General features: G+C 58.3%; 22 protein-coding genes and 1 tRNA gene. 12 read left to right on the top strand and 11 right to left on the bottom strand.

Annotation, left to right across the window (positions count from 1 at the left end):
• Positions 1-17: 17 nt before the first annotated feature.
• The 10 genes from pyrH to NT179_02010 form a co-directional block, all read right to left on the bottom strand.
• Entirely contained in the window at positions 18-743 is a 726-nt protein-coding gene (gene pyrH / locus NT179_02055; GenBank protein ID MCX5720800.1) for a UMP kinase, read from the bottom strand.
• Positions 740-1,336, bottom strand: a complete 597-nt coding sequence (gene tsf, locus NT179_02050; GenBank protein MCX5720799.1) for a translation elongation factor Ts — start codon at positions 1,334-1,336, stop codon at positions 740-742. Before tsf ends, pyrH begins: the two co-directional genes overlap by 4 nt.
• Positions 1,337-1,396: 60 nt before the next feature.
• The gene (gene rpsB / locus NT179_02045; protein ID MCX5720798.1) at positions 1,397-2,170 is read right to left on the bottom strand and encodes a 30S ribosomal protein S2; all 774 of its coding nucleotides are present in this window, start codon (positions 2,168-2,170) and stop codon (positions 1,397-1,399) included.
• A 225-nt stretch (positions 2,171-2,395) separates the two neighbouring features.
• Entirely contained in the window at positions 2,396-3,622 is a 1,227-nt protein-coding gene (argJ, locus tag NT179_02040) for a bifunctional glutamate N-acetyltransferase/amino-acid acetyltransferase ArgJ (GenBank protein MCX5720797.1), read from the bottom strand.
• 28 nt (positions 3,623-3,650) lie between these two features.
• Complete coding sequence (gene argC / locus NT179_02035; protein MCX5720796.1) at positions 3,651-4,724, bottom strand: N-acetyl-gamma-glutamyl-phosphate reductase; 1,074 nt, start codon at positions 4,722-4,724, stop codon at positions 3,651-3,653.
• Between the two features lie 83 nt (positions 4,725-4,807).
• Positions 4,808-5,200, bottom strand: a complete 393-nt coding sequence (rpsI, locus tag NT179_02030) for a 30S ribosomal protein S9 (GenBank protein MCX5720795.1) — start codon at positions 5,198-5,200, stop codon at positions 4,808-4,810.
• Positions 5,201-5,235: 35 nt separating this feature from the next.
• Complete coding sequence (gene rplM / locus NT179_02025) at positions 5,236-5,664, bottom strand: 50S ribosomal protein L13 (GenBank protein ID MCX5720794.1); 429 nt, start codon at positions 5,662-5,664, stop codon at positions 5,236-5,238.
• 32 nt (positions 5,665-5,696) lie between these two features.
• Positions 5,697-6,194, bottom strand: coding sequence for a bifunctional nuclease family protein (locus NT179_02020; protein ID MCX5720793.1), 498 nt, complete (start codon positions 6,192-6,194; stop codon positions 5,697-5,699).
• Positions 6,195-6,200: 6 nt separating this feature from the next.
• Positions 6,201-6,656: a bifunctional nuclease family protein gene (locus NT179_02015; protein MCX5720792.1), complete on the bottom strand. Its 456-nt coding sequence runs from the start codon at positions 6,654-6,656 to the stop codon at positions 6,201-6,203.
• A 199-nt stretch (positions 6,657-6,855) separates the two neighbouring features.
• Positions 6,856-7,134 carry a Fe(2+)-trafficking protein gene (locus tag NT179_02010; GenBank protein ID MCX5720791.1) on the bottom strand — a complete coding sequence of 93 codons (279 nt, stop codon included), beginning with the start codon at positions 7,132-7,134 and terminating at the stop codon, positions 6,856-6,858.
• A gap of 149 nt (positions 7,135-7,283) precedes the next feature.
• On the opposite strand from NT179_02010, the gene NT179_02005 reads away from it, so the two are divergent.
• The 3 genes from NT179_02005 to NT179_01995 all read left to right on the top strand — a co-directional run bounded on the left by NT179_02005 (position 7,284) and on the right by NT179_01995 (position 8,696).
• Positions 7,284-7,370, top strand: a tRNA-Leu gene (locus NT179_02005).
• A 230-nt stretch (positions 7,371-7,600) separates the two neighbouring features.
• Positions 7,601-8,341 carry a hypothetical protein gene (locus NT179_02000; protein ID MCX5720790.1) on the top strand — a complete coding sequence of 247 codons (741 nt, stop codon included), beginning with the start codon at positions 7,601-7,603 and terminating at the stop codon, positions 8,339-8,341.
• Positions 8,342-8,456: 115 nt separating this feature from the next.
• The gene (locus NT179_01995; protein ID MCX5720789.1) at positions 8,457-8,696 is read left to right on the top strand and encodes a sulfurtransferase TusA family protein; all 240 of its coding nucleotides are present in this window, start codon (positions 8,457-8,459) and stop codon (positions 8,694-8,696) included.
• Here the strand turns inward: NT179_01995 and NT179_01990 are convergent.
• Positions 8,671-9,474 (bottom strand): rRNA small subunit methyltransferase 1, encoded by an 804-nt coding sequence (locus NT179_01990; protein ID MCX5720788.1) that lies wholly within the window; start codon positions 9,472-9,474, stop codon positions 8,671-8,673. The two genes, NT179_01995 and NT179_01990, sit on opposite strands and share 26 nt — an antisense overlap.
• Before the next feature lie 62 nt (positions 9,475-9,536).
• Here NT179_01990 and ccsA point away from each other — a divergent pair, with 62 nt between their 5' ends.
• From ccsA to hpt, 9 genes are all read left to right on the top strand, one after another.
• Positions 9,537-10,340, top strand: a complete 804-nt coding sequence (gene ccsA, locus NT179_01985; protein ID MCX5720787.1) for a cytochrome c biogenesis protein CcsA — start codon at positions 9,537-9,539, stop codon at positions 10,338-10,340.
• A 1-nt stretch (position 10,341) separates the two neighbouring features.
• Positions 10,342-11,733, top strand: a complete 1,392-nt coding sequence (gene hemA / locus NT179_01980) for a glutamyl-tRNA reductase (protein MCX5720786.1) — start codon at positions 10,342-10,344, stop codon at positions 11,731-11,733.
• 345 nt (positions 11,734-12,078) lie between these two features.
• On the top strand, positions 12,079-13,026 hold the full coding sequence (hemC, locus tag NT179_01975) for a hydroxymethylbilane synthase (GenBank protein ID MCX5720785.1): 948 nt from the start codon (positions 12,079-12,081) through the stop codon (positions 13,024-13,026).
• Entirely contained in the window at positions 13,023-14,588 is a 1,566-nt protein-coding gene (cobA, locus tag NT179_01970; protein MCX5720784.1) for a uroporphyrinogen-III C-methyltransferase, read from the top strand. The genes hemC and cobA overlap by 4 nt, the downstream gene beginning before the upstream one ends.
• A 48-nt stretch (positions 14,589-14,636) precedes the next feature.
• A complete protein-coding gene (locus tag NT179_01965) occupies positions 14,637-15,029 on the top strand; it encodes a CBS domain-containing protein (GenBank protein ID MCX5720783.1) in 393 nt (130 codons plus the stop codon).
• 4 nt (positions 15,030-15,033) lie between these two features.
• Positions 15,034-16,005, top strand: a complete 972-nt coding sequence (hemB, locus tag NT179_01960) for a porphobilinogen synthase (protein ID MCX5720782.1) — start codon at positions 15,034-15,036, stop codon at positions 16,003-16,005.
• Between the two features lie 5 nt (positions 16,006-16,010).
• Positions 16,011-16,958: a bifunctional riboflavin kinase/FAD synthetase gene (locus NT179_01955; protein ID MCX5720781.1), complete on the top strand. Its 948-nt coding sequence runs from the start codon at positions 16,011-16,013 to the stop codon at positions 16,956-16,958.
• Positions 16,959-16,960: 2 nt separating this feature from the next.
• On the top strand, positions 16,961-18,442 hold the full coding sequence (gene tilS / locus NT179_01950) for a tRNA lysidine(34) synthetase TilS (protein ID MCX5720780.1): 1,482 nt from the start codon (positions 16,961-16,963) through the stop codon (positions 18,440-18,442).
• 6 nt (positions 18,443-18,448) lie between these two features.
• Entirely contained in the window at positions 18,449-18,988 is a 540-nt protein-coding gene (gene hpt, locus NT179_01945; protein ID MCX5720779.1) for a hypoxanthine phosphoribosyltransferase, read from the top strand.
• Positions 18,989-19,038: the final 50 nt, after the last annotated feature.

Raw genomic sequence — 19,038 nt, 5'->3', positions numbered from 1 at the left:
CGAGACTCCCGGGAAAATTAACGACGATCTGGCGTGACGACGGTGCCGATCGCTTCGCCTATGGCGACGCGTTTAAAGTTGCCTTGCTCTTTCAAGTTGAACACGATGAGCGGCAGATTGTTATCCATGCAGAGGCTGATGGCCGTGGCATCCATCACCTTTAAGTTCTGATTCAAGATCGCAAGAAAAGAAATGGTCTGATACTTCGTGGCGGTGGGGTTCTTGACGGGGTCGGCGTCGTAGATGCCGTCGACCTTGGTCCCCTTCATGATGACCTGGGCGCCGATTTCCATCGCCCGGAGCGCCGCGGCAGTATCGGTCGAAAAGTAGGGATTCCCCGTGCCGCCGGCGAAGATGACGACGCGCTTCTTTTCAAGATGACGAATGGCCCGGCGGCGGATATAGCCTTCGGCTAACTGGCGCATTTCGATCGCGGATTGGACGCGCGTCATTACGCCGATGCGCTCAAGCGCGTTTTGCAGGGCCAGGGCATTGAGGACCGTCGCGAGCATCCCCATGTAGTCGGCGGAGGCTCGCTCCATGCCGGAGGCGCTGGCGGCAATGCCCCGGAAGATATTGCCGCCGCCGATGACCACGGCGACTTCGATGTCGAGGGCCACGACGGAGGCGATCTCCGTCGCGAGGCCCTCGAGAATGGAAGGCTGGATGCCGTAGCCCTGCTCACCGGCCAACATCTCTCCGCTCACTTTGAGGAGGATGCGCCGATAGTTCGCAGAGCTCATGCTTCGCCTAATTGATACCGGGTGAAGCGGCGGATGTTCATGTTCTCGCCGATTTTGGAAATCTTCAAGGCCAGAAGGTCTTTGATCGTGACGGAGGAGTCCTTGACGAAGGACTGCTCGATCAGACAGCTCTCCTGGAAGAACTTTTCCAGTTTGCCTTCGACGATCTTCGGCCATGCGGCCGGGGGCTTGCCCATTTCCTTGGCCTGTCCCTCGTAAATCGCGCGCTCTTTCGCGATGAGGTCGGCGGGAATCTCTTCCCGTTTGACGTAGGAGGGTTTTCCGGCGGCCACCTGGAGAGCCAGGTCGTTGACGAAGGATTTGAACTCTTCGTTCCGGGCCACGAAGTCGGTTTCGCAATTGACTTCGATGAGCACGCCGATTTTCCCGCCCATGTGGATATAGGCATGAATGAGGCCCTGGTTGGTCTCGCGGCCGGACTTTTTGAGCGCCGCGGCCAAACCCTTTTGGCGCAAATAATCGATCGCTTTTTCGATGTCGTCGCCGTTCTCGGTGAGCGCTTTCTGGCAATCGAGGAAGCCGGCGCCGGTTTTCTCTCTCAGTTCTTTGACAAGCTGACTTGATCCAGCCATACGTGACGGTCCTTTTCAGTAAACAGTGAGTGCCTTCGTTGACGCGCGCGGTGCCGGCCCTTATGAGGCCGGCGTGCTCGCGAGGCTCATGGCTGCGGGTTTGCCGCCGGCCACAGGCGCTGGTTTGAAATCCGCTTCTTCGCGCTGTGTCCGCAAATTGGCGCCTTCGATGCAGGCGTTGGCAATGAGGGACGTGATGAGCTTGATGGAGCGAATGGCGTCGTCGTTTCCAGGGATCGGGTAGGTGATGTGGTCCGGATCGCAGTTCGAGTCCAGGATCGCGATCATCGGAATCTCCAACCGCTTTGCTTCCTGCACGGCCAGGTGTTCGATGCGTGTGTCGAGGACGAAGACCGCTCCGGGAACGCCGCGCATATCCTTGATGCCGCTCAGATACTTTTGCAGTTTGACGATCTCTTTCTGCATCTTCATGATTTCTTTTTTCTTCAAGCCGTACTGGCTGGGGTCCGCCAGCTTGGCTTCCATCTTCTTCATCTTGTCGATGCTCTTCCGGATGGTCTGGAAGTTCGTGAGCATGCCGCCCAGCCAACGCTGGTTGACGAAGAACATGTTGGCGCGAAGGGCCTCTTCTTGAAGGATTTCGGCAGCCTGACGCTTGGTCCCGACAAACAGGACCGTCTGGCCGGCGGCGACGGTGTCGCGGACGAAGGCATAGGCCTGCTCCATCCGGTTCAGGGTCTGCTGAAGGTCGATGATGTAGATGCCGTTGCGTTCGCCAAAGAGGAATTTCTTCATCTTCGGGTTCCAACGATTCGTCTGGTGTCCGAAATGGACGCCTGCTTCCAGCAATTCCTTGATCGAAACCACTCCCATGCCTTCACCTCCCCTCAAGACTTGCAGAGCGCCCGCTGACGCAGGCGAGGGGGACTGGCCCCCTTATTCTCAAGTCGAGCGACGTCCAGAGACGCCGATACGAATTTGATACGGTTCCTCAACGCACGAAATTATGCGAGGAGGAGACAGTCTCCTGACTACTAAAGCCTTGGAACGTTAGCATAATGCCGCGGAGATTTACAAGCGGTGGGATGGAATTATGCCCTAGGATCGGTAGCTTGCGTTAATGCTGACATAGTCGAACGACAGGTCCGTCGTCCACATGTGGGCCTTTTGCTTACCCTGCCCCAGCCCCACGGCAATCGTAAATTCTTTCTGGCGAAAGACTTTCGCGATCCGGCTCTCTGCACCGAGTCCGAGTCCCATCCCGTGTTGCACCATCGGGACCCCGCCAAACGAGACATTCAGCTTGGAGGGGATGATCGGGACCCCGGATCGGCCAATGGCGGCCATCACGCGACCCCAATTGGCATCCTCGCCAAAGAGGGCGGTCTTGACCAGGTTCGAGGTGGCAATGGTTTGGGCGACCTGCCTGGCCTGCGCCACGCTGGTGGCTCCGGCCACCTCAATCTTTACCACCTTGGTGACGCCCTCGCCATCGCGGCAGATTGCCAGCGCGAGCGCTTGGCAGGCCTCGGTCAGGAGCAGGAGGAACCGCCTGAAGGCGGCCGTGCCTTCTGTGATCGTGCGATTCTGTGCCATGCCGTTTGCCAGGCAGAGGACCGTATCGTTGGTGCTGGTATCCCCATCGACCGAGATGCAATTGAAGGACTCGTTGGCCGCCAGACTGAGGGCCCGTTGGAGGGCGCTTTTCGTGATGGCGGCGTCCGTCGTGAAATAGCCCAGCATCGTGGCCATATTGGGATGGATCATGCCGGAGCCCTTGGCCATCCCCCCGATGGTAATCAAGCGCCCGCCGATGGTGTCTTGCAGCGCGATGGATTTCGGGCGGAGGTCGGTCGTCATGATCGCCTTGGCTGCATCCGGGCCTCCATGCTCGCTGAGCTGCATGAACAGCTGCGGGATGCCCTTGACGATGCGATCGACCGGCAAGACCCGTCCGATCACGCCGGTGGAGCCGATGAAGATCTGCTCAGTGGGAACACCTAATTGTTTCGCGACCAATGAGGCGGTTTTCTTCGCCGCCGCCAATCCCTTGGCGCCGGTGCAGGCATTGGCATTGCCGCTGTTGACGAGAATGGCTCGACCGATTCCCTTGCGTAGATGCAGGCGATCGACGATGACCGGCGCGGCAACGACCTGATTCTTCGTGAAGACGCCGGCGATGGGACCGCTCTGTTCCGAGACGACGAGCGCCAGATCGAGCAGGCCTGGCTTCTTGATGCCGCAGTGGATGCCGGCTGCGCGGAACCCTTGCGGGGCGGTGATGCCTCGGCGTGGAACGGTGGTTACGGTCTTCTTCGTCTTCATCGTGACAGAGACATCCTGTTCGAGAGGATTAGGGATAGGCTGCGGGAGCTGTCAGGCCGGTCTCTTCGGGAAGCCCCAGCATGAGGTTCATGGCCTGAATGGCCTGGCCTGCAGCGCCCTTCACCAGATTGTCCAAGGCGGCCACCGTAATGACGGAGCCTGAGCGGGAGTCTAGGTAGACCCCGATGTCGCAATAGTTGGAGCCCTTGATGTAGCGCGGGTTCGGCATGATGCCGTCCTGGACCCTGACGAATTGTTCGCCTTGGTAGAAGGTGCGATAGAGATTCCGCAGGTCGGCCAGCGGCATCGGATTCTTCAGCTTGCAGTAGGCCGTGCTCAAGATGCCGCGGTTCATCGGGACGAGATGCGGTGTGAAGGTGATGATCGGTTGTGTTGCAACCGTTCCTGCCGACTTCAAGGCGCGGCCGAGCAACCCGCCCAATTCCTGTTCGATTTCAGGAATGTGGCGGTGCTGCCCGATCTTGTAGGGCTCCAAGGATTCATGGGCTTCCGGAAAATGGTAGGGGAGGGCCGGGCTTCGGCCCGCGCCGGAAATGCCGGATTTTGCATCGATGACCACGCTGTGCGGTTGCACCAGATCCTGGGCGAATAATGGTGCCAGCTGCAAAATAGCCGCCGTCGGGTAACAGCCGGGTGAGGCCACTAATTTTGCTTTGGCGATGGCGGCGCGATGTAGTTCCGGCAGTCCGTAGACCGCATTCTTCAGCAAGTCCGCATGGGTATGGGGGGTCTGATACCACTGTTCATAGATAGCTGAATCTTTGATCCGATAGTCGGCGCTGAGGTCCACGACGAGTTTGCCGGTGTTGAGACAGGCGGAGACCGGCGCCAATGATTTGGTGTGGGGGAGGGCCAGAAAGACCGCGTCGACCTGGTCTGCCAGCGCTTCCGGTGAGAGCGCTTGAAACGAGAGCGACACCAGGCCCGCCAGGCTTGGGAAGACCGCTGCCACGGGCGTTCCGGCGGACTTCTCCGACGTGACGGCATGGAGTTCGAAATGGGGGTGGAGCGCTGCCAGGCGGACGAGTTCCGCTCCGGCATAGCCGCTGGCTCCTGCGATGGCGACGCGTATCTTCTTCATCTGTTTCACCTGTTGCGCACCCCACAGGCACAAAAAAAGGGAAGGCATGGAGCCTTCCCTTTTTCTGACTGTGGCTCCGATATTTATCGCTTCGAGTACTGGAACTTCTTTCGCGCGCCCTTCTGTCCGTACTTCTTCCGCTCTTTGACGCGCGAGTCGCGTGTCAGCAAGCCTTCCTTCTTCAGGGGCGTACGGAGAGGCTGGTTCAGTTCCACTAACGCGCGCGCGATCGCATGACGCAGGGCGCCGGCTTGGCCGACCAATCCGCCGCCATGGACCGTGGCCTTGATCGAGTACTGCCCGACGACGCCGCCGATTTCAAGCGGGAACTGGATGATCTGCCGCAAGGTCAGGCGCGGGAAGGCCTGCTCGAGCGGTTGATCGTTGATCGTGATGTCGCCCGCCGTCCCGGTGACCCAGGCTCTGGCGATTGCGCACTTGCGTCGTCCGGTCGCATATTGAGTTGCTGCTGCCATGCTACAACGTCTCCTTCTTCGCTCTCGGTGATGATTTACAGAGTAATGGGTTCCGGTCCCTGGGCCTGATGCGGATGAGTGGGCCCGACATAGACGCGGAGTTTCTTGGCCATCCCATTCCCCAGGGGGGTCTTGGGGAGCATGCCTTCGATCGCTTTCGTCAAAATGATCGTGGGGTCTTTTTTGAAGATGTGCTGCGCCGTCGCGGTCTTGAGTCCGCCCGGGAAGCCGGTATGGTGGCGATAGAGCTTCGTGGTCATCTTGTCGCCGGTCATATGGATCTTCTCGGCATTCACGATCACGATATGATCGCCCATGTCGACATTCGGGGTAAAGGTCGGCCGGTGCTTGCCGCGCAACATGCCGGCAACGCGGGCTGCCAGGCGGCCCAGCGTTTTCCCTTCTGCATCCACGAGATACCACTTCTCTTGCACGTCTAAAGGCTTTTGTTGGTAAGTCGACATTGTTCTTTCGCGCTCCTTCGCTAACGAGTGAATCAGGTTTCTTGTACTTCCGGTGTGCCGATATTCTTCGATTCGAGTTTTGACAGCCAGGCGTCGAGGTTCGTAGTGCTCCGCCGCGTCAGCACGTCCTGCGTGATGTAGATCGGGCAATGAGCCCGGAGCGCCAGCGAGATCGCATCGCTGGGCCTGGCGTCGATCGTGCGTTCCACGCCTTTGTTGGCGACATAGACCGTCGCATAATACGTGCTGCTCTTCACGTCTGCAATGACGACCCGTTGGATCGTGACGTTCAAGTGCTCGGCGAAGCTCTTGATCAAGTCATGGCTCATGGGGCGCGGTGTGATCATGGCATCGAGCGCAAGCTTAATGGCATTGCCTTCCGCCGCGCCGACCCAGATCGGGAACGTGTCGAGGGCGTCATCCTGTTTCGCCAGGACGACAATTCTCGTGTCGGTGTTGGCCTCTTCGAGGATGCGGTCCACCCGGTATTCAACCAGGCCTTGTTCTTTGGGTGGATTGACGGTGCTCATGCTCAATTAGGAGTCCAGCTTGCCGAAATCTTCCGGCTTGAGATTTTCCAGCCACTGTTCAAGCTCTTCGGAGCTTTGTTTTGTGATCACGGTATCGTTGGCGAACACCGGCGCATTGGACCGAAGCGCAAGGGCGATGGCATCGCTGGGCCTGGCGTCGACGGTGTATTCGGAATCTTCGTACATCAAATGAATCTTTGCAAAGTATGTGTGTTCTGACAGATCCGTAATCACGACACTGATGACCTTCGCATTATACGCATCCAGGAACGACTTCATGAAGTCATGGGTCATCGGTCTGGGCGGTGTGACGTTTTCCATCGCCATGCTGATGGAGCCAGCCTCTGACTTCCCGACCCAGATGGGGAGCATGTCGGAATGCTCTTCGTCGCGTAGCACCACAATATACGCGTTGTTATAAGGGTCGAACATCAACCCCTTTATATGCATCTGTGTAATCACGACAAATCGATTCCTTTTCCTCGCCTTTGTAGTCGTGAGGAGATGCTGATCGTCCAGGTGGAAGGATCAAGAAGGAAACAACTTAACATTTTTGAAGTCAGCCTGTCAACGAAGCCTGCGAGATCGCTGGAGAAATTCATGGGGGCTTTTGTCACGCAGGCCTGCTTGGAGCCCTGTCGCCCAGCGAGGGGCCGTAGGCTTAGGCTTGCGGGCGAAAGTTTTGCTCGATCTTCGCGGTGTCGGCCTGTTCTCCGAGCTTCAGAAACGCTTTCATCTGCTTCTTGACGAGTTCCCTGCCGCTTTCTTCGCCCAGGTTGACCTGGTATTCGTTGATGACCATGACTCGCATGCCTTCCCACTTCTTCCAGCAGGGTTTGCAGACTTTGGCTTTCACCTCGGCTTCGAGCTTCCCCATGAATAGGGGGTCGGTAATGGCTTCTCCCGCTTGTCCACACGTCACACACTGAACGTCTGCCATGGTCTGAGGATCCTCCTGCGCATAGAATAAGGTAAGTGGAGCGGGATTGTAGCATTGCGTTCATGCGTAAGAAAAGAGGGGAGATTGATTGCGCCTGCCTATGGCTTCGTGTTAAGAAGGTGCGACCTTTTATGATTGGTATGTGCTGTGCCCGGATGGCGGAACTGGCAGACGCGCCGGACTCAAAATCCGGTTCTCGTAAGAGAGTGGGAGTTCGACCCTCCCTCTGGGCACCAACAGTTGAGACGTTGAGGGCATCGGGTTTTTCGCGGTTCGTTCAGTTGGCCGGTTGTGCGTGAATCAACAGCGAATTCATCGCAATTATGCCTCTTGACATGACGGAATGGGTGGCCTATAGTCCGCGCCCTAGAGCAGTGATGAGAAAATTCTAACCTGATCATGTTGGTCCCATATTTTGTTGTCCGTCATTTCATTTCATTCTCTAATCTCACCAAGGAGGCAGCACATGCGTAAAGTGTTGGCACTAGGAACGGCAATTCTTTTTGTCGGTTCCGTGGGTGTGTCAATCGCTCAGGAGCGCTTGCAGACTAACCAATCAGGGTTGGGCGTGGGCGAAGGAGTTGGCGATGTGTCGGGGTCGAGCACCCGCGTGACTACGTTCGATCGGAGCAGCTTCCTCGATCGGTTGTCGCAGGCGGAAACGATTTATGGCCGCGTGATCGGCCTGGATCTGCCGGCTAAGAAAATGCATCTTGAGGGCGGCGGCAGCTCTCACGATGAGGGCCGTGCGGGTGGTGGCGCCATGAACTACCGCACCGTGTATTTCGATGACAAGACCAATTTCGATCAGATTCGTATCCTTGAGTCTGGTGACGACGTCACCATTCAGGCATATGAAGAAACGAGTGCGGCTCAGCCCTTCGGCACGGGCCGGAAGATCGTCCGTGAGATCACCGTCATTCGCGGGAATGAGAAGCTCGCTGGTAACGGCGGACTTGGTCAACGCCCGAATCCGGGAACCGAGCGCGGGATTAATACGAATAGCGGCTCCACCACCGGTGGTATTGGCGGTGCGGTGCTCCCAGGCAAGATCGATTCTGGTATCACCAGCCCGGTTGGTGAATACACCGGCGCCGCTCCTTGCTGGCAGTGTGAACCGCAGCCAGGCTGGGGCAATGCAGTCGGCAACAAGTCAGACTACGGGACGGACTACACCAAGCCGAACTTGGTCAAGGGTCTGAACTAAGTCGAGATACATTCCGTGAGGATGTGAGAAGGGGCAGCGTTTTCGCTGCCCCTTCTTTTTTTGCGCGCAGCGGGTCGCTACAATGCAAGCACATGCGAGAGGGAGCGCGACAGTGATGGATCAGCCGGATGCCGAGTTAGATTTGCGGGGAGTGATTTGCCCCTACAATTTCGTTAAGACGAAGTTGAAGCTGGAAGCGATGGAAGGGGGGCAGGTTCTTTCCGTGCTCTTGGATGGTGGCGATCCGATTCAGAATGTCCCCCGCAGCGTGAGCAATGAAGGCCACACCATCCTTTCGCAAGATCTCGTCGAGGGGTCCTATCGCGTGCTCATTCGCCGCCGTGAAGGGGAGTAGCGCGAGGTTGTTTTCCTTTTTTTTGTTTGATTTGGTTTCCCGCCCCATCTCCTTCAATCACGACCGTCACAGCTGAGTCTCTGGGCACTCGTCCGATCTCTTGGAGCAGGCCCGTAGGCGTTCCGCGGAAGAGCGCTTCTTGGTTCGTGGTGAGATTTATGGCGATAGCCACTTGTCTGGTTGGGAGTATTTGCGCCAGGGTTTTTATCAACCTGGTGAGGGCTCCTGGATCCACGTAGAAGGCGAGAGTTCTTCGTTCTGTGCGGAATTGAGAGAGATGTTTTGAGAGACGATCGCTGGTTGAAGGAAGTTTTCCCTCGAAGATGATCGCGTCACCGGAGAAGCCTGAGATCGCAGTCGCGGCCGTCATGGCAGAGGGGCCTGGAATGATTTTGACCGGGATTCCTGCGTGATGAGCCGCAGCCACTAACTGACTGCCCGGGTCGTAGATCACGGGGTTGCCGTTATCTGAAACGAGAGCAACATCCTGCCCCTGGGCGAGCCGGTGCAGCAGGAGTGGCACTTTCTCCTGGCGATTGAGCGGGCCGTAGCTCGTGACGGTGGCGGTAATGCCATGGTGGGTGAGGAGCCGTTGGGTTTCTCGAGGGTCCTCGGACGCAATAATCGATACGCTGCGCAGGATCGCAAGAGCCCGCAACGTGATGTCGTCAGGGTGGCCAATCGGTGTGCCGACGATGTAGAGTGTGCCGGATAAGCGGGACGTGGCGGTCTTGCCTTTCAGATTACGATCGTTTTGTTGACTCCCATCTCGCGCCATCGATATAATTCCTTGTTTATCGCCCGTCTGTTTGTCCTGAAAAGTTGAGAGGATAGACCTCTATGGCCGCCATGTTTTTCGTGGTGACGATGGCCCTCTATTTTGCGGCCACCGTTTCCTTTCTTGCCTACTTGCTCTGGCCCTCGAAAGCCCTGTCAAAAGTCTCGCTTGGTATGACGGCAGTCGGGTTTGCCGCCCATACGATCGCGCTCGTGGCGCGGATGGTTGGCGCGACAGATGTTTCGCCGCCAGACTTCCATGAAGCCCTGTCGTTTTTTTCCTGGATGCTGATTCTTGTTTTCCTTGCCGTGGAGTTTCGCCATCGGCTGCATGTGTTGGGGTCGTTCATCGTTCCGTTGGCGCTGGTCTCGCTCGTCTCTGCCGCGGCCTTGCCGGACACGGCTCCGACATTGACCCCGGTGTTTCGAACCCTGTGGGTCCACGTCACCCTGAGCATGCTCGGCACCGTGGGATTTGCCGTGGCCTTTGTGGCTGGTGTCATGTATCTGATTCAGGACGGACTTCTCAAGTCCAAACGGTTTAACACCCTCTATTCGAAATTGCCCGCCTTGGATTTCCTGGATCATCTGAGTCAACAGTCGATCGTGATGGGATTTCCGCTCTTGACGCTCGGCATCATTACCGGCGCGCTGTCCGCCGAGTTTTCGCGAGGGTCGTATCTGAATTGGAACCCCGAGCAAACCTGGGCGTTGGTGACGTGGATGTTCTATTTTGCCGTGCTGATGGGACGATTGACCATGGGCTGGAGAGCCAAGCGGGCAGCCTATTTGACGATCATCGGGTTCGCCGGGGTGCTCCTGACCCTCATTGGCGTGGTCCTCAAGAGTCATGGACCGGTGTCTTGAGATGCATATTGTTGTTGTTGGGTTAAGCCATAAGACCGCCCCGGTGGAAATCCGCGAGAAGCTCGCGGTTCCTGAAAGCCGGATGGGCGAAGCCCTAACCCGTCTCTGCTCGTATCAAGGGGTGCGGGAGGGGATCTTGCTGTCGACCTGTAATCGCGTCGAAGTCTATGCCGTCGTGGATGAGATCGAAGCCGGCTATGGGCGCATCCAGGAGTTTCTGGCCGATGCCCACCTGTCGCTCTCCTCGGAGCAACTGACGCCTCATCTGTATTGGCACCAAGGGGACCGGGCGATCAACCATTTGTTCCGCGTGGCCTCCAGTCTTGACTCCATGATCATCGGCGAATCGCAGATTCTCGGGCAAATTAAAGATGCCTTCGAGGCCGCGCTCACGCATAAGTCGACAGGCATCATTTTAAACAAGGTCGTGAAGAAGGCGATCTCCGTCGCCAAACGTGTGCGGACGGAAACGAAGATCTCCGAGATGGCGGTGTCGGTCAGCTATGCGGCGGTCGAACTGGCCAAGAAGATTTTTTCTGATTTGAGCGAGAAGACGGTCTTGCTGGTGGGGGCGGGGGAGATGGCCAAGCTGGCGGCCAGACATTTTATTGCCAGCGGCGTTCGCCATGTGCGGGTGACGACCAGGAATCCGCAACATGGGTTGGAGTTGGCCGAGCGGTTCGGCGGCACCGCGGTTTCTTTCGAGCAGTTTCGGGAGGACATGGCCTCGGCCGATATCGTTTTGGTGTCGACTGGCGCCGCCCATTATCTTGTGAGCGAGGATGACGTGCAGCGCTCGGTCCGGCAACGGAAGAATCGTCCGATGTTCTTGATCGATATTTCGGTTCCACGCAATATCGATCCGGCCGTGCGCCATGTGGATAATGCCTTCCTCTTCGACATTGACGATTTGAAAGCGCGGGTCGAGCAGAATCGCGGGGGCCGCTTACAGGAGGCCGAGAAGGCCGAGCGGATGGTGGTGGATGAAGTCGGGGTTGTCAGGCAATGGCTCCAGTCGCTCGAAGTGACCCCCACCATCATGGCGCTTCGCACGAAAGCCGATGACATCAAGCGCGTGGAGGTCGAGAAGACCTTGGGGCGCTTGGCGAATCTGTCCGCGTCGGAGCGGGAATTGGTCGAGGCGATGGCCTCATCGATCGTGAACAAGCTGATTCATAATACGATGGTGACGTTGAAGGCCGAGGTGAATTCCTCGGACGGAGCCGCCTTCGTCGAGGCGGCGAGACGGTTTTTCAGTCTCGGGGACCAGGCCCTCTTCGCCGTCAATGAGAATGCCTCTTCTGCGTCGGGGGCCGGTGTATTACCGCAAGACGAGAGCAAGGATACTGAAGCGATGATCCCGAGAGCCGGTTCGAAGAGGCCGGATCATTGAGCGGCTATTGGTATGGGAACCGCCAGCAAGGGACCGAAACTCTTTGTCTGTCCCAAGTGTCGAAAGACGTACTTGGGGCATGACCCCTTGCCCGATTGCCCGGCCTGCGGGTTCGATTATCGTGAACGTGAGGGCGTGCGATGGGATGTGCTCGTGTATCTCCTGTCGATTCTCGGCTTGATCAGCTTTTTATTGGCTTCGTCGTCCTATCGGAGTTTTGTCAGCGGAACTCTCTCCAGCGAGACATCACGGCCGGACCGCGAGGGTTCTGAGAAACTTCCTGGGCGCAAAGGATCTGCGACGTTTCATACCCCGTATCATGATGTGAGCCGGTGAAAGGGAGCCATGTCGAAAGTCAGTCATGAACGATCGTCCGTCGTGCTGGGAACCAGGGGCAGCAAACTGGCGGTGCATCAGAGCGAATGGGTGCAGGCGCAGTTGCGTGCGCTGGCTCCGCATGTAACGGTGACGCTGCGCCGCATCCAGACATCGGGAGATAAGATTCTCGACGTCCCGTTGGCGCAAATCGGCGGGAAGGGTCTGTTCGTCAAGGAGATCGAGGAAGCCCTCTTGAGCGGCGAGATCGATCTGGCGGTGCATAGCATGAAAGATGTGCCGACGGAGCTGCCAGAAGGATTGGCCATTCTCTGTGTGCCTCCCCGCGAGGATCCCAGGGATGCTCTGATCAGCCGGGAAGGACGGTCGTTTGCGGATCTTCCTTTGGGTGCCAGAATCGGCACCAGCAGCCTGCGCCGCCAATCGCAACTTCTGCATGCCAGGCCCGATCTCACGATTGTCATGTTGCGCGGGAACCTGGATACCCGTCTCAAGAAATTACGCGAGGGCCAGTTCGACGCCATTGTGCTCGCCGCGGCCGGGCTCCGTCGATTGGACTGGGGGCATGAGATCACGGAGTACATTGCGCCGGAGATCTGTTTGCCTGCCATCGGCCAGGGGGCGCTGGGCATCGAGGGCCGGAGCGACGATCTCTTTATTCGTTCGCTGTTGAGCGGCTTGAATCATGCGCCAAGTCAGACCGCTGTCCTGGCTGAACGGGCCCTGCTCCATCGGCTCCAAGGTGGCTGCCAGGTTCCGATCGCGGCCCATGCCACCTTGGCCGGGACGAAGGTGATCGTGGAGGGAGTGGTGGCCAGCGTGGACGGGAAGGAGCTCATTCGCGATCGGGCGGAAGGCAGTATCCAAGATCCTGAGTCGATCGGCATTCAGCTTGCGGAGCAGTTGCTCGAGCGCGGCGCCGACAAAATTCTTCGCGCCATCTACGGGACGGCATGACGACACAGAGCAAGTCCGGGAAAGTCTATTTAGTCGGAGCGGGGCCTGGCGACCCGGGTCTCTTGACGCTGAAAGGCAAGGAATGTCTGGAGCAGGCGGATGTCGTGCTCTACGATTATCTCGCCAATCCTGTGTTGCTTCAGTATGCTCCGGCCACGGCGCAGCGCCTGTATATCGGTCGGCGGGGACGCGGGCAGTATCGAGATCAAGCCGATATCAATCGACTGCTCATCGAACGGGCCAAAGCGGGGAATGTGGTGGTCCGCCTCAAGGGCGGCGACCCCTTTGTGTTCGGGCGCGGGGGCGAAGAGGCGGAAGCGATGGCCGCGGCAGGGGTCGAGTTTGAAATTGTGTCCGGTGTGACGGCGGCCGTTGCCGTGCCGGCCTATGCCGGCATTCCTGTGACCCATCGCACCTTGGCCTCCACTGTGACATTCGTGACCGGCCACGAAGACCCGACCAAACCGGAAACCCTGTTGGAATGGCCGAAGTTGGCTAATGTGTCCGGCACCCTCGTGTTCATGATGGGCATGAAGAATCTCCCGTCGATCGTGGCCCACTTACTGGCGGAAGGGCGTGCGTCCGATCAGCCGGTGGCGGCGATCCGTTGGGGGACCAAGGCCGATCAACAGACGATCGTGGGGACCCTGGCCGATATTGTCGACAAAACCGAAGCGGCGCAGCTCGAGCCGCCGACGGTGATCGTGGTGGGCGAGGTCGTGCGATTGCGAGGGCAGCTGAACTGGTTTGAAGCCAAGCCGCTCTTTGGCAAGCGGATCGTGCTGACCAGGGCGCAGGAACAGGCGAAGGAATTTTCCCAGTTGCTGGCCGCCTATGGAGCGGAGCCGGTCGAAGTGCCGACGATTCAGATCGTGCCCCCGGCCAGTTGGCAGGCGCTCGATGATGCGATTGCTCGTCTCGGGACCTATCAGTGGCTGATCTTCACCAGCGTGAACGGGGTGGGACCTTTTATGGATCGGCTCCAGGTGGCAGGAAAAGATGCGCGGGCTTTGGCGAATCTTCGTCTCTGTGCCATCGGGCCACGCACGGCACAGGAACTGAAGACTCATGGGTTGACGGCGGATCTCGTACCGGCCGAGTTTCAAGCAGAAGGGGTCATCGCCGTCCTGGCCCAGGTGGGAATTCGAGGCAATCGGATCTTGATTCCCCGTGCGGAAGTGGCGCGCGAAATCTTGCCGGAGCAGTTGCGTGAGCTGGGGGCGATCGTCGATGTGATTCCCGTCTATCGCACAATCGTGCCCACCGTCGATGTCTCGGCGTTGACGCAGCAGCTTCAGGATGGGTCGGTGGCGGCGCTTACCTTCACGAGTTCTTCCACCGTGCGCAATTTCGTGGAGCTCTTTGGCGGGCAGGAAACAGTCCGACGATTAGTGGCGCAGGTGGCGATTGCCTGTATTGGACCGATCACGGCTCGCACGGCCGAGGAATATGGGTTGACGGTCACGATCATGCCGGCAGAAAATACCGTACCGGCATTGGCCGAGGCCATTGTGAAACATTTCAGTGAAGGGGCGCGCGTAGCCGTCCCGACGCATGGATAGGCAAGAGTAGACGGCGAGAAACGGACTGATTAGTAAGGAGGAGATCTCATGGTTGCAGTGAAGTCGTTCATGGTTCCGAAAGAGAAATTTATTACGGTTGAGCGGGATACGGATGTCCAGACGGCGGCGCGTATCATGCGGGATCGCGGGATCGGCAGCCTCTTCGTGACGAATGGGAAGGAAGTCGTCGGCATCCTGACCGATACCGATATGGTTCGGCGGGTGGTCGCGGCAGGAGCAGACACCCACAAGACGACGGTCGAACAGATTATGTCGGCTCCGCTCTTGACGATCGAGGAGAACAAGACTCTCTTGGATGCCAACGATCTGATGGCCCAAACGCATCTCCGCCATCTCGGCGTGACGAAGGACGGCAAGTTGGTGGGCATGATTTCCGTCCGCGACCTCGTGGTGTTCTTAACGAATCTTCCGAGGAAGTAATCCGATGGCCTTTCCAATTCAGCGGCTCAGGCGGTTGCGGCAGCACGAGGGATTTCGTCGCATGGTGCGGGAGACGAGCCTGTCCCCTTCCGATTTCATCTATCCGCTGTTCGTCGTCGAAGGGCGCAACCGCCGTGAGGAGATCGTCTCGATGCCGGGCCAGTTCCGGCTTTCGGTCGATCTCTTGGTGAAGGAGGCGGGCGAGATTGCGGCGTTGGGAATTCCCGGTATCATCCTCTTCGGGATTCCGGATCGGAAGGATGCGAAGGGGAGCTCCGGCTACGATCCGAACGGCATCGTGCAGCGGGCCGTCAAGGCGGTGAAGGACCATGTGCCGGGCCTGATGGTCGTGACCGATGTCTGCATCGACGAATATACCGACCATGGCCACTGCGGGGTCGTGAAGGATGGACGCATCCTCAACGATGAAACCTTAGACTGTCTTCGTGCCATGGCCCTGACCCATGCGCAGGCTGGAGCCGACATGGTAGCCCCGTCCGATATGATGGATGGGCGGGTTGCGGCGATCAGGGCGGAATTGGATCAGGCAGGGTTTACCGAGTTGCCGATCATGGCCTATGCCGCCAAGTTTGCCTCCTGCTTTTATGCGCCCTTCCGGGATGCGGCCTTTTCGAGCCCGCAATTCGGCGATCGGCAATCCTATCAAATGGATCCGGCCAACCGCCGGGAAGCCCTTCGTGAGATTGCCCTCGATGTCGAAGAGGGGGCCGATATCATCATGGTGAAGCCGGCTCTGCCCTATCTCGACATCATTGCCGCGGCCAGAGACCAGATCCTGCTGCCAGTGGCGGCCTATCAGGTGAGTGGGGAGTACAGCATGATCAAGGCAGCCGCCAACGCCGGCTGGCTCGACGAGTCGCGCGCCATGATGGAATCCTTGCTCTCGATCAAACGGGCCGGCGCGGATCTCATTCTGACTTACTTCGCTAAAGACGCCGCGCGTCTTCTCCGCTGACGACCATGTTGAAAGTCACGCGTGGGCTGTCCGGCGAACGTGCTCCTCGGGCCTATCCGGTCGCCACGATTGGCAATTTCGATGGGCACCATCTTGGTCATCGGGCGCTGTTGCAGACGGTGGTCGAGACGGCCAGGAAGTCACAGGGAACCGCACTCGTATTGACCTTCGAGCCTCATCCGGTGAAAATTCTTGCGCCCCATGTCGATCTTCGCTTTCTGACTAGTCCCGAGGAAAAGCTGGCGCATCTCGAAGCGGCAGGGATCGATGAAGTGGTCTTCCTGGACTTTACTCCCACCTTCGCGGCGATGAGCCCGGATCAATTTGCCTCAGACATTCTGCATCGGTCTCTCACCCTGGCTGAATTGTTCGTGGGGAATCACTTTGCCTTCGGGAAGGGGCGGGCAGGCCATATCGACGACCTGGTGCGTCTTGGCGACCAGTACGATTTTCTCGTGCATCCTGTGATGCCTGTGATGGTCGAGGGGGACGTGGTGAGTTCGACCAGAATTCGCCAGCTCATTCAGGCCGGGCATGTTGATCGGGCTGCCACGCTGCTCGGACGAACCTATGGAATCAGAGGCCCCGTGGTGCGCGGGATGCAACAGGGCCAGGCGCTTGGTTGGCCCACGGCCAATCTGCGCATCCCGGCTGAGCGTGTCGTGCCGCCGGATGGAGTCTATGCTGCGCGGGCGGTGCATGGGGCGGAGGTCTATGACGCCATCGCCTATATCGGGACCAGACCGACCTTTGGCGCGGGCGAGCGGCTCATTGAGGTTAATCTCCTGGATCACTCCTGCGATCTCTACGGCCAGGAAATTACCGTGCAGTTTGTCTCGCGGGTGCGGGGCGACCATACCTTTGCCTCGGCCGAGGAGTTGTCGAAGCAAATTGTCCGTGATGTGGAACAGGCTCGCGTCAGCTTGCGCAATATTCCGCAGGGAGTTCCGTAACCATGCCAGTTGAGACGCCCATGGCGAGGCCGTCATCCAGATCGACCGCACGACCGGCCCTATTGACCCATCTCATTCGAACGGTGCGGCAGCATGAACTATTCGTTCCGGGCCAGCATCTGCTCGTGGCTGTGTCAGGCGGACCTGATTCGATGGCCTTGCTGTCGCTCCTTTATCGCCTGGTCCAATCCTGGCGGCTCACCGTGACGGTCGTCCATTGCAACTATGGATTGCGGGGAGCGGAGTCAGACGGAGACGAGTCCTTTGTTCGAGATTTTTGTCAGGAACGGAAGCTGCCTCTGGTCATCCATCGGCCTCTGCTCGTCAAACGACGGCAGCGCTCCTCGCTTCAAGCCATGGCCCGTGACGCGCGCTATGAGTTCATGAAGCAACTGGCCCATGACGTGGAGGCGGACCGCATTGTGGTCGGTCATACGGCCAACGACCAGGCGGAAACGGTGCTCATGTGGATGTTGCGGGGGGCCGGCATGGCCGGGTTGGCCGGGATGCCCTATGTGCGTGAGGACAGAGTCATTCGTCCGCTCCTGGCCTCCACCCGCGAGGAGGTGCTGGCCTACTTGGATCAGGAAGGGCTGACCTATCGCCGCGATTCGAGCAACGAGAAGCCGCTCTACCATCGCAATCGGATCAGGCGGGAACTCCTGCCTGTCGTCACGAAGTTGGCGCCGGCTGCCGTTCGTCTGTTGCAGAGGCAGGCGGATGTCTTGCGTGAGGATGAACGATATCTGGAGCAGGTGACGGGCGATCTGGTGCGCAGGCTCGTGAGTCAGGATTCCGGAGGCGAGCAACGAGTCGATCGCCAGGCCTTCATTGAATTGCCAGTCGCCCTGCAACGGCGTCTCGTTCGGACCATCTTACGGATCTACGATGAAGAAGGCCGCGCCAGCAGCCTTCGTGTGGTGGAGTCAGTCCGACAGGTCTTCCTCAAGGGCAAGGGCGGGGCTCAGCTCTCATTGAAGCAGGTCCTTGTGATTCTGGAGCAGGAGTCGGTGCGATTTTGTCCCCTGGGTGGGGCCTGCAAAGATGCAACTGGTTCCGGGTTTGGACAGAGCGAGAGCCTGCGTCTTTCCGTGCCTTCAACGGTCTATTGGGCTGGAACGAATCAACAAATTCATGTACAACGTATGGCTCGTCGCGAGGCGGAGCAGGGAGGTGCGACTCCGTCTTCGCAGCGGGCTGTATTCGATGCCGACCGTTGTTCGGAGCCCTTGGTGGTTCGGTCCTGGCGAGCCGGCGATCGATTTGTTCCTCAGGGGATGAAGGGGAATAGTAAAAAGTTACAAGATTTCTTTACCGACCGGAAGGTCCCTCGCCACCGACGTGAGGCGCTTCCCTTATTGGTGGCCCCGGAAGGGATTCTGTGGGTGGTGGGCATGAGGCAGGATGAACGATTTGCTGTCCGCAGTGGGACGGCCACCTGTTTAGTGGTGTCGGTGAATCACAGGGTTTCAGAGAAGGAGTAGGGGAGCATGGAGCGAATTTTCGGTCGACCGATCGTGACGCAGGAAGAAATGCGTGCGCGGATTCGAGAGCTGGGCAAACAGATCACGACCGACTATATGGGGAAGGATCTCGTGTTGGTCGGGGTGCTGAAGGGGGCCTATGCGTTCTATGCCGATCTGGCCCGCGCGATCAGAATTCCCATCCGGGTGGATTTTCTCATGGTGACGAGTTACGGGTCCCGGGCAAAAACATCCGGCAAGGTCAAGATGGTGACCGAGCTGACCGAGGAGATCAAAGGCAAAGATGTCTTGCTGGTGGAAGACATCGTCGACTCAGGATTGACGGTCCAATATTTGGTCAAGGCCTTAGGGAAAAAGAAGCCCAAGTCGATTAAAGTCTGCACCCTCTTGAGTAAGCCGGAGCGACGGACAATCGACGTGACCATCGATTACGAGGGATTCAGAATTCCGAATAAGTATGTGGTCGGGTATGGACTCGATTATCAGCAGAAGTATCGCAACCTGCCCTATCTGGCTGTCTTGGATGTGGCAGAGGATCAAGAATAGGCTCGTGCCCGAACGGTTGTCAGTAGGAATGGGCTGTGGTAGCATCACAG

The organism is Nitrospirota bacterium (assembly GCA_026387665.1).
Lineage (GTDB): Bacteria > Nitrospirota > Nitrospiria > Nitrospirales > Nitrospiraceae > Palsa-1315.
Note: the sequence above shows the minus strand (reverse complement) of the source record. Positions and strands in the feature narration are given on the sequence as shown.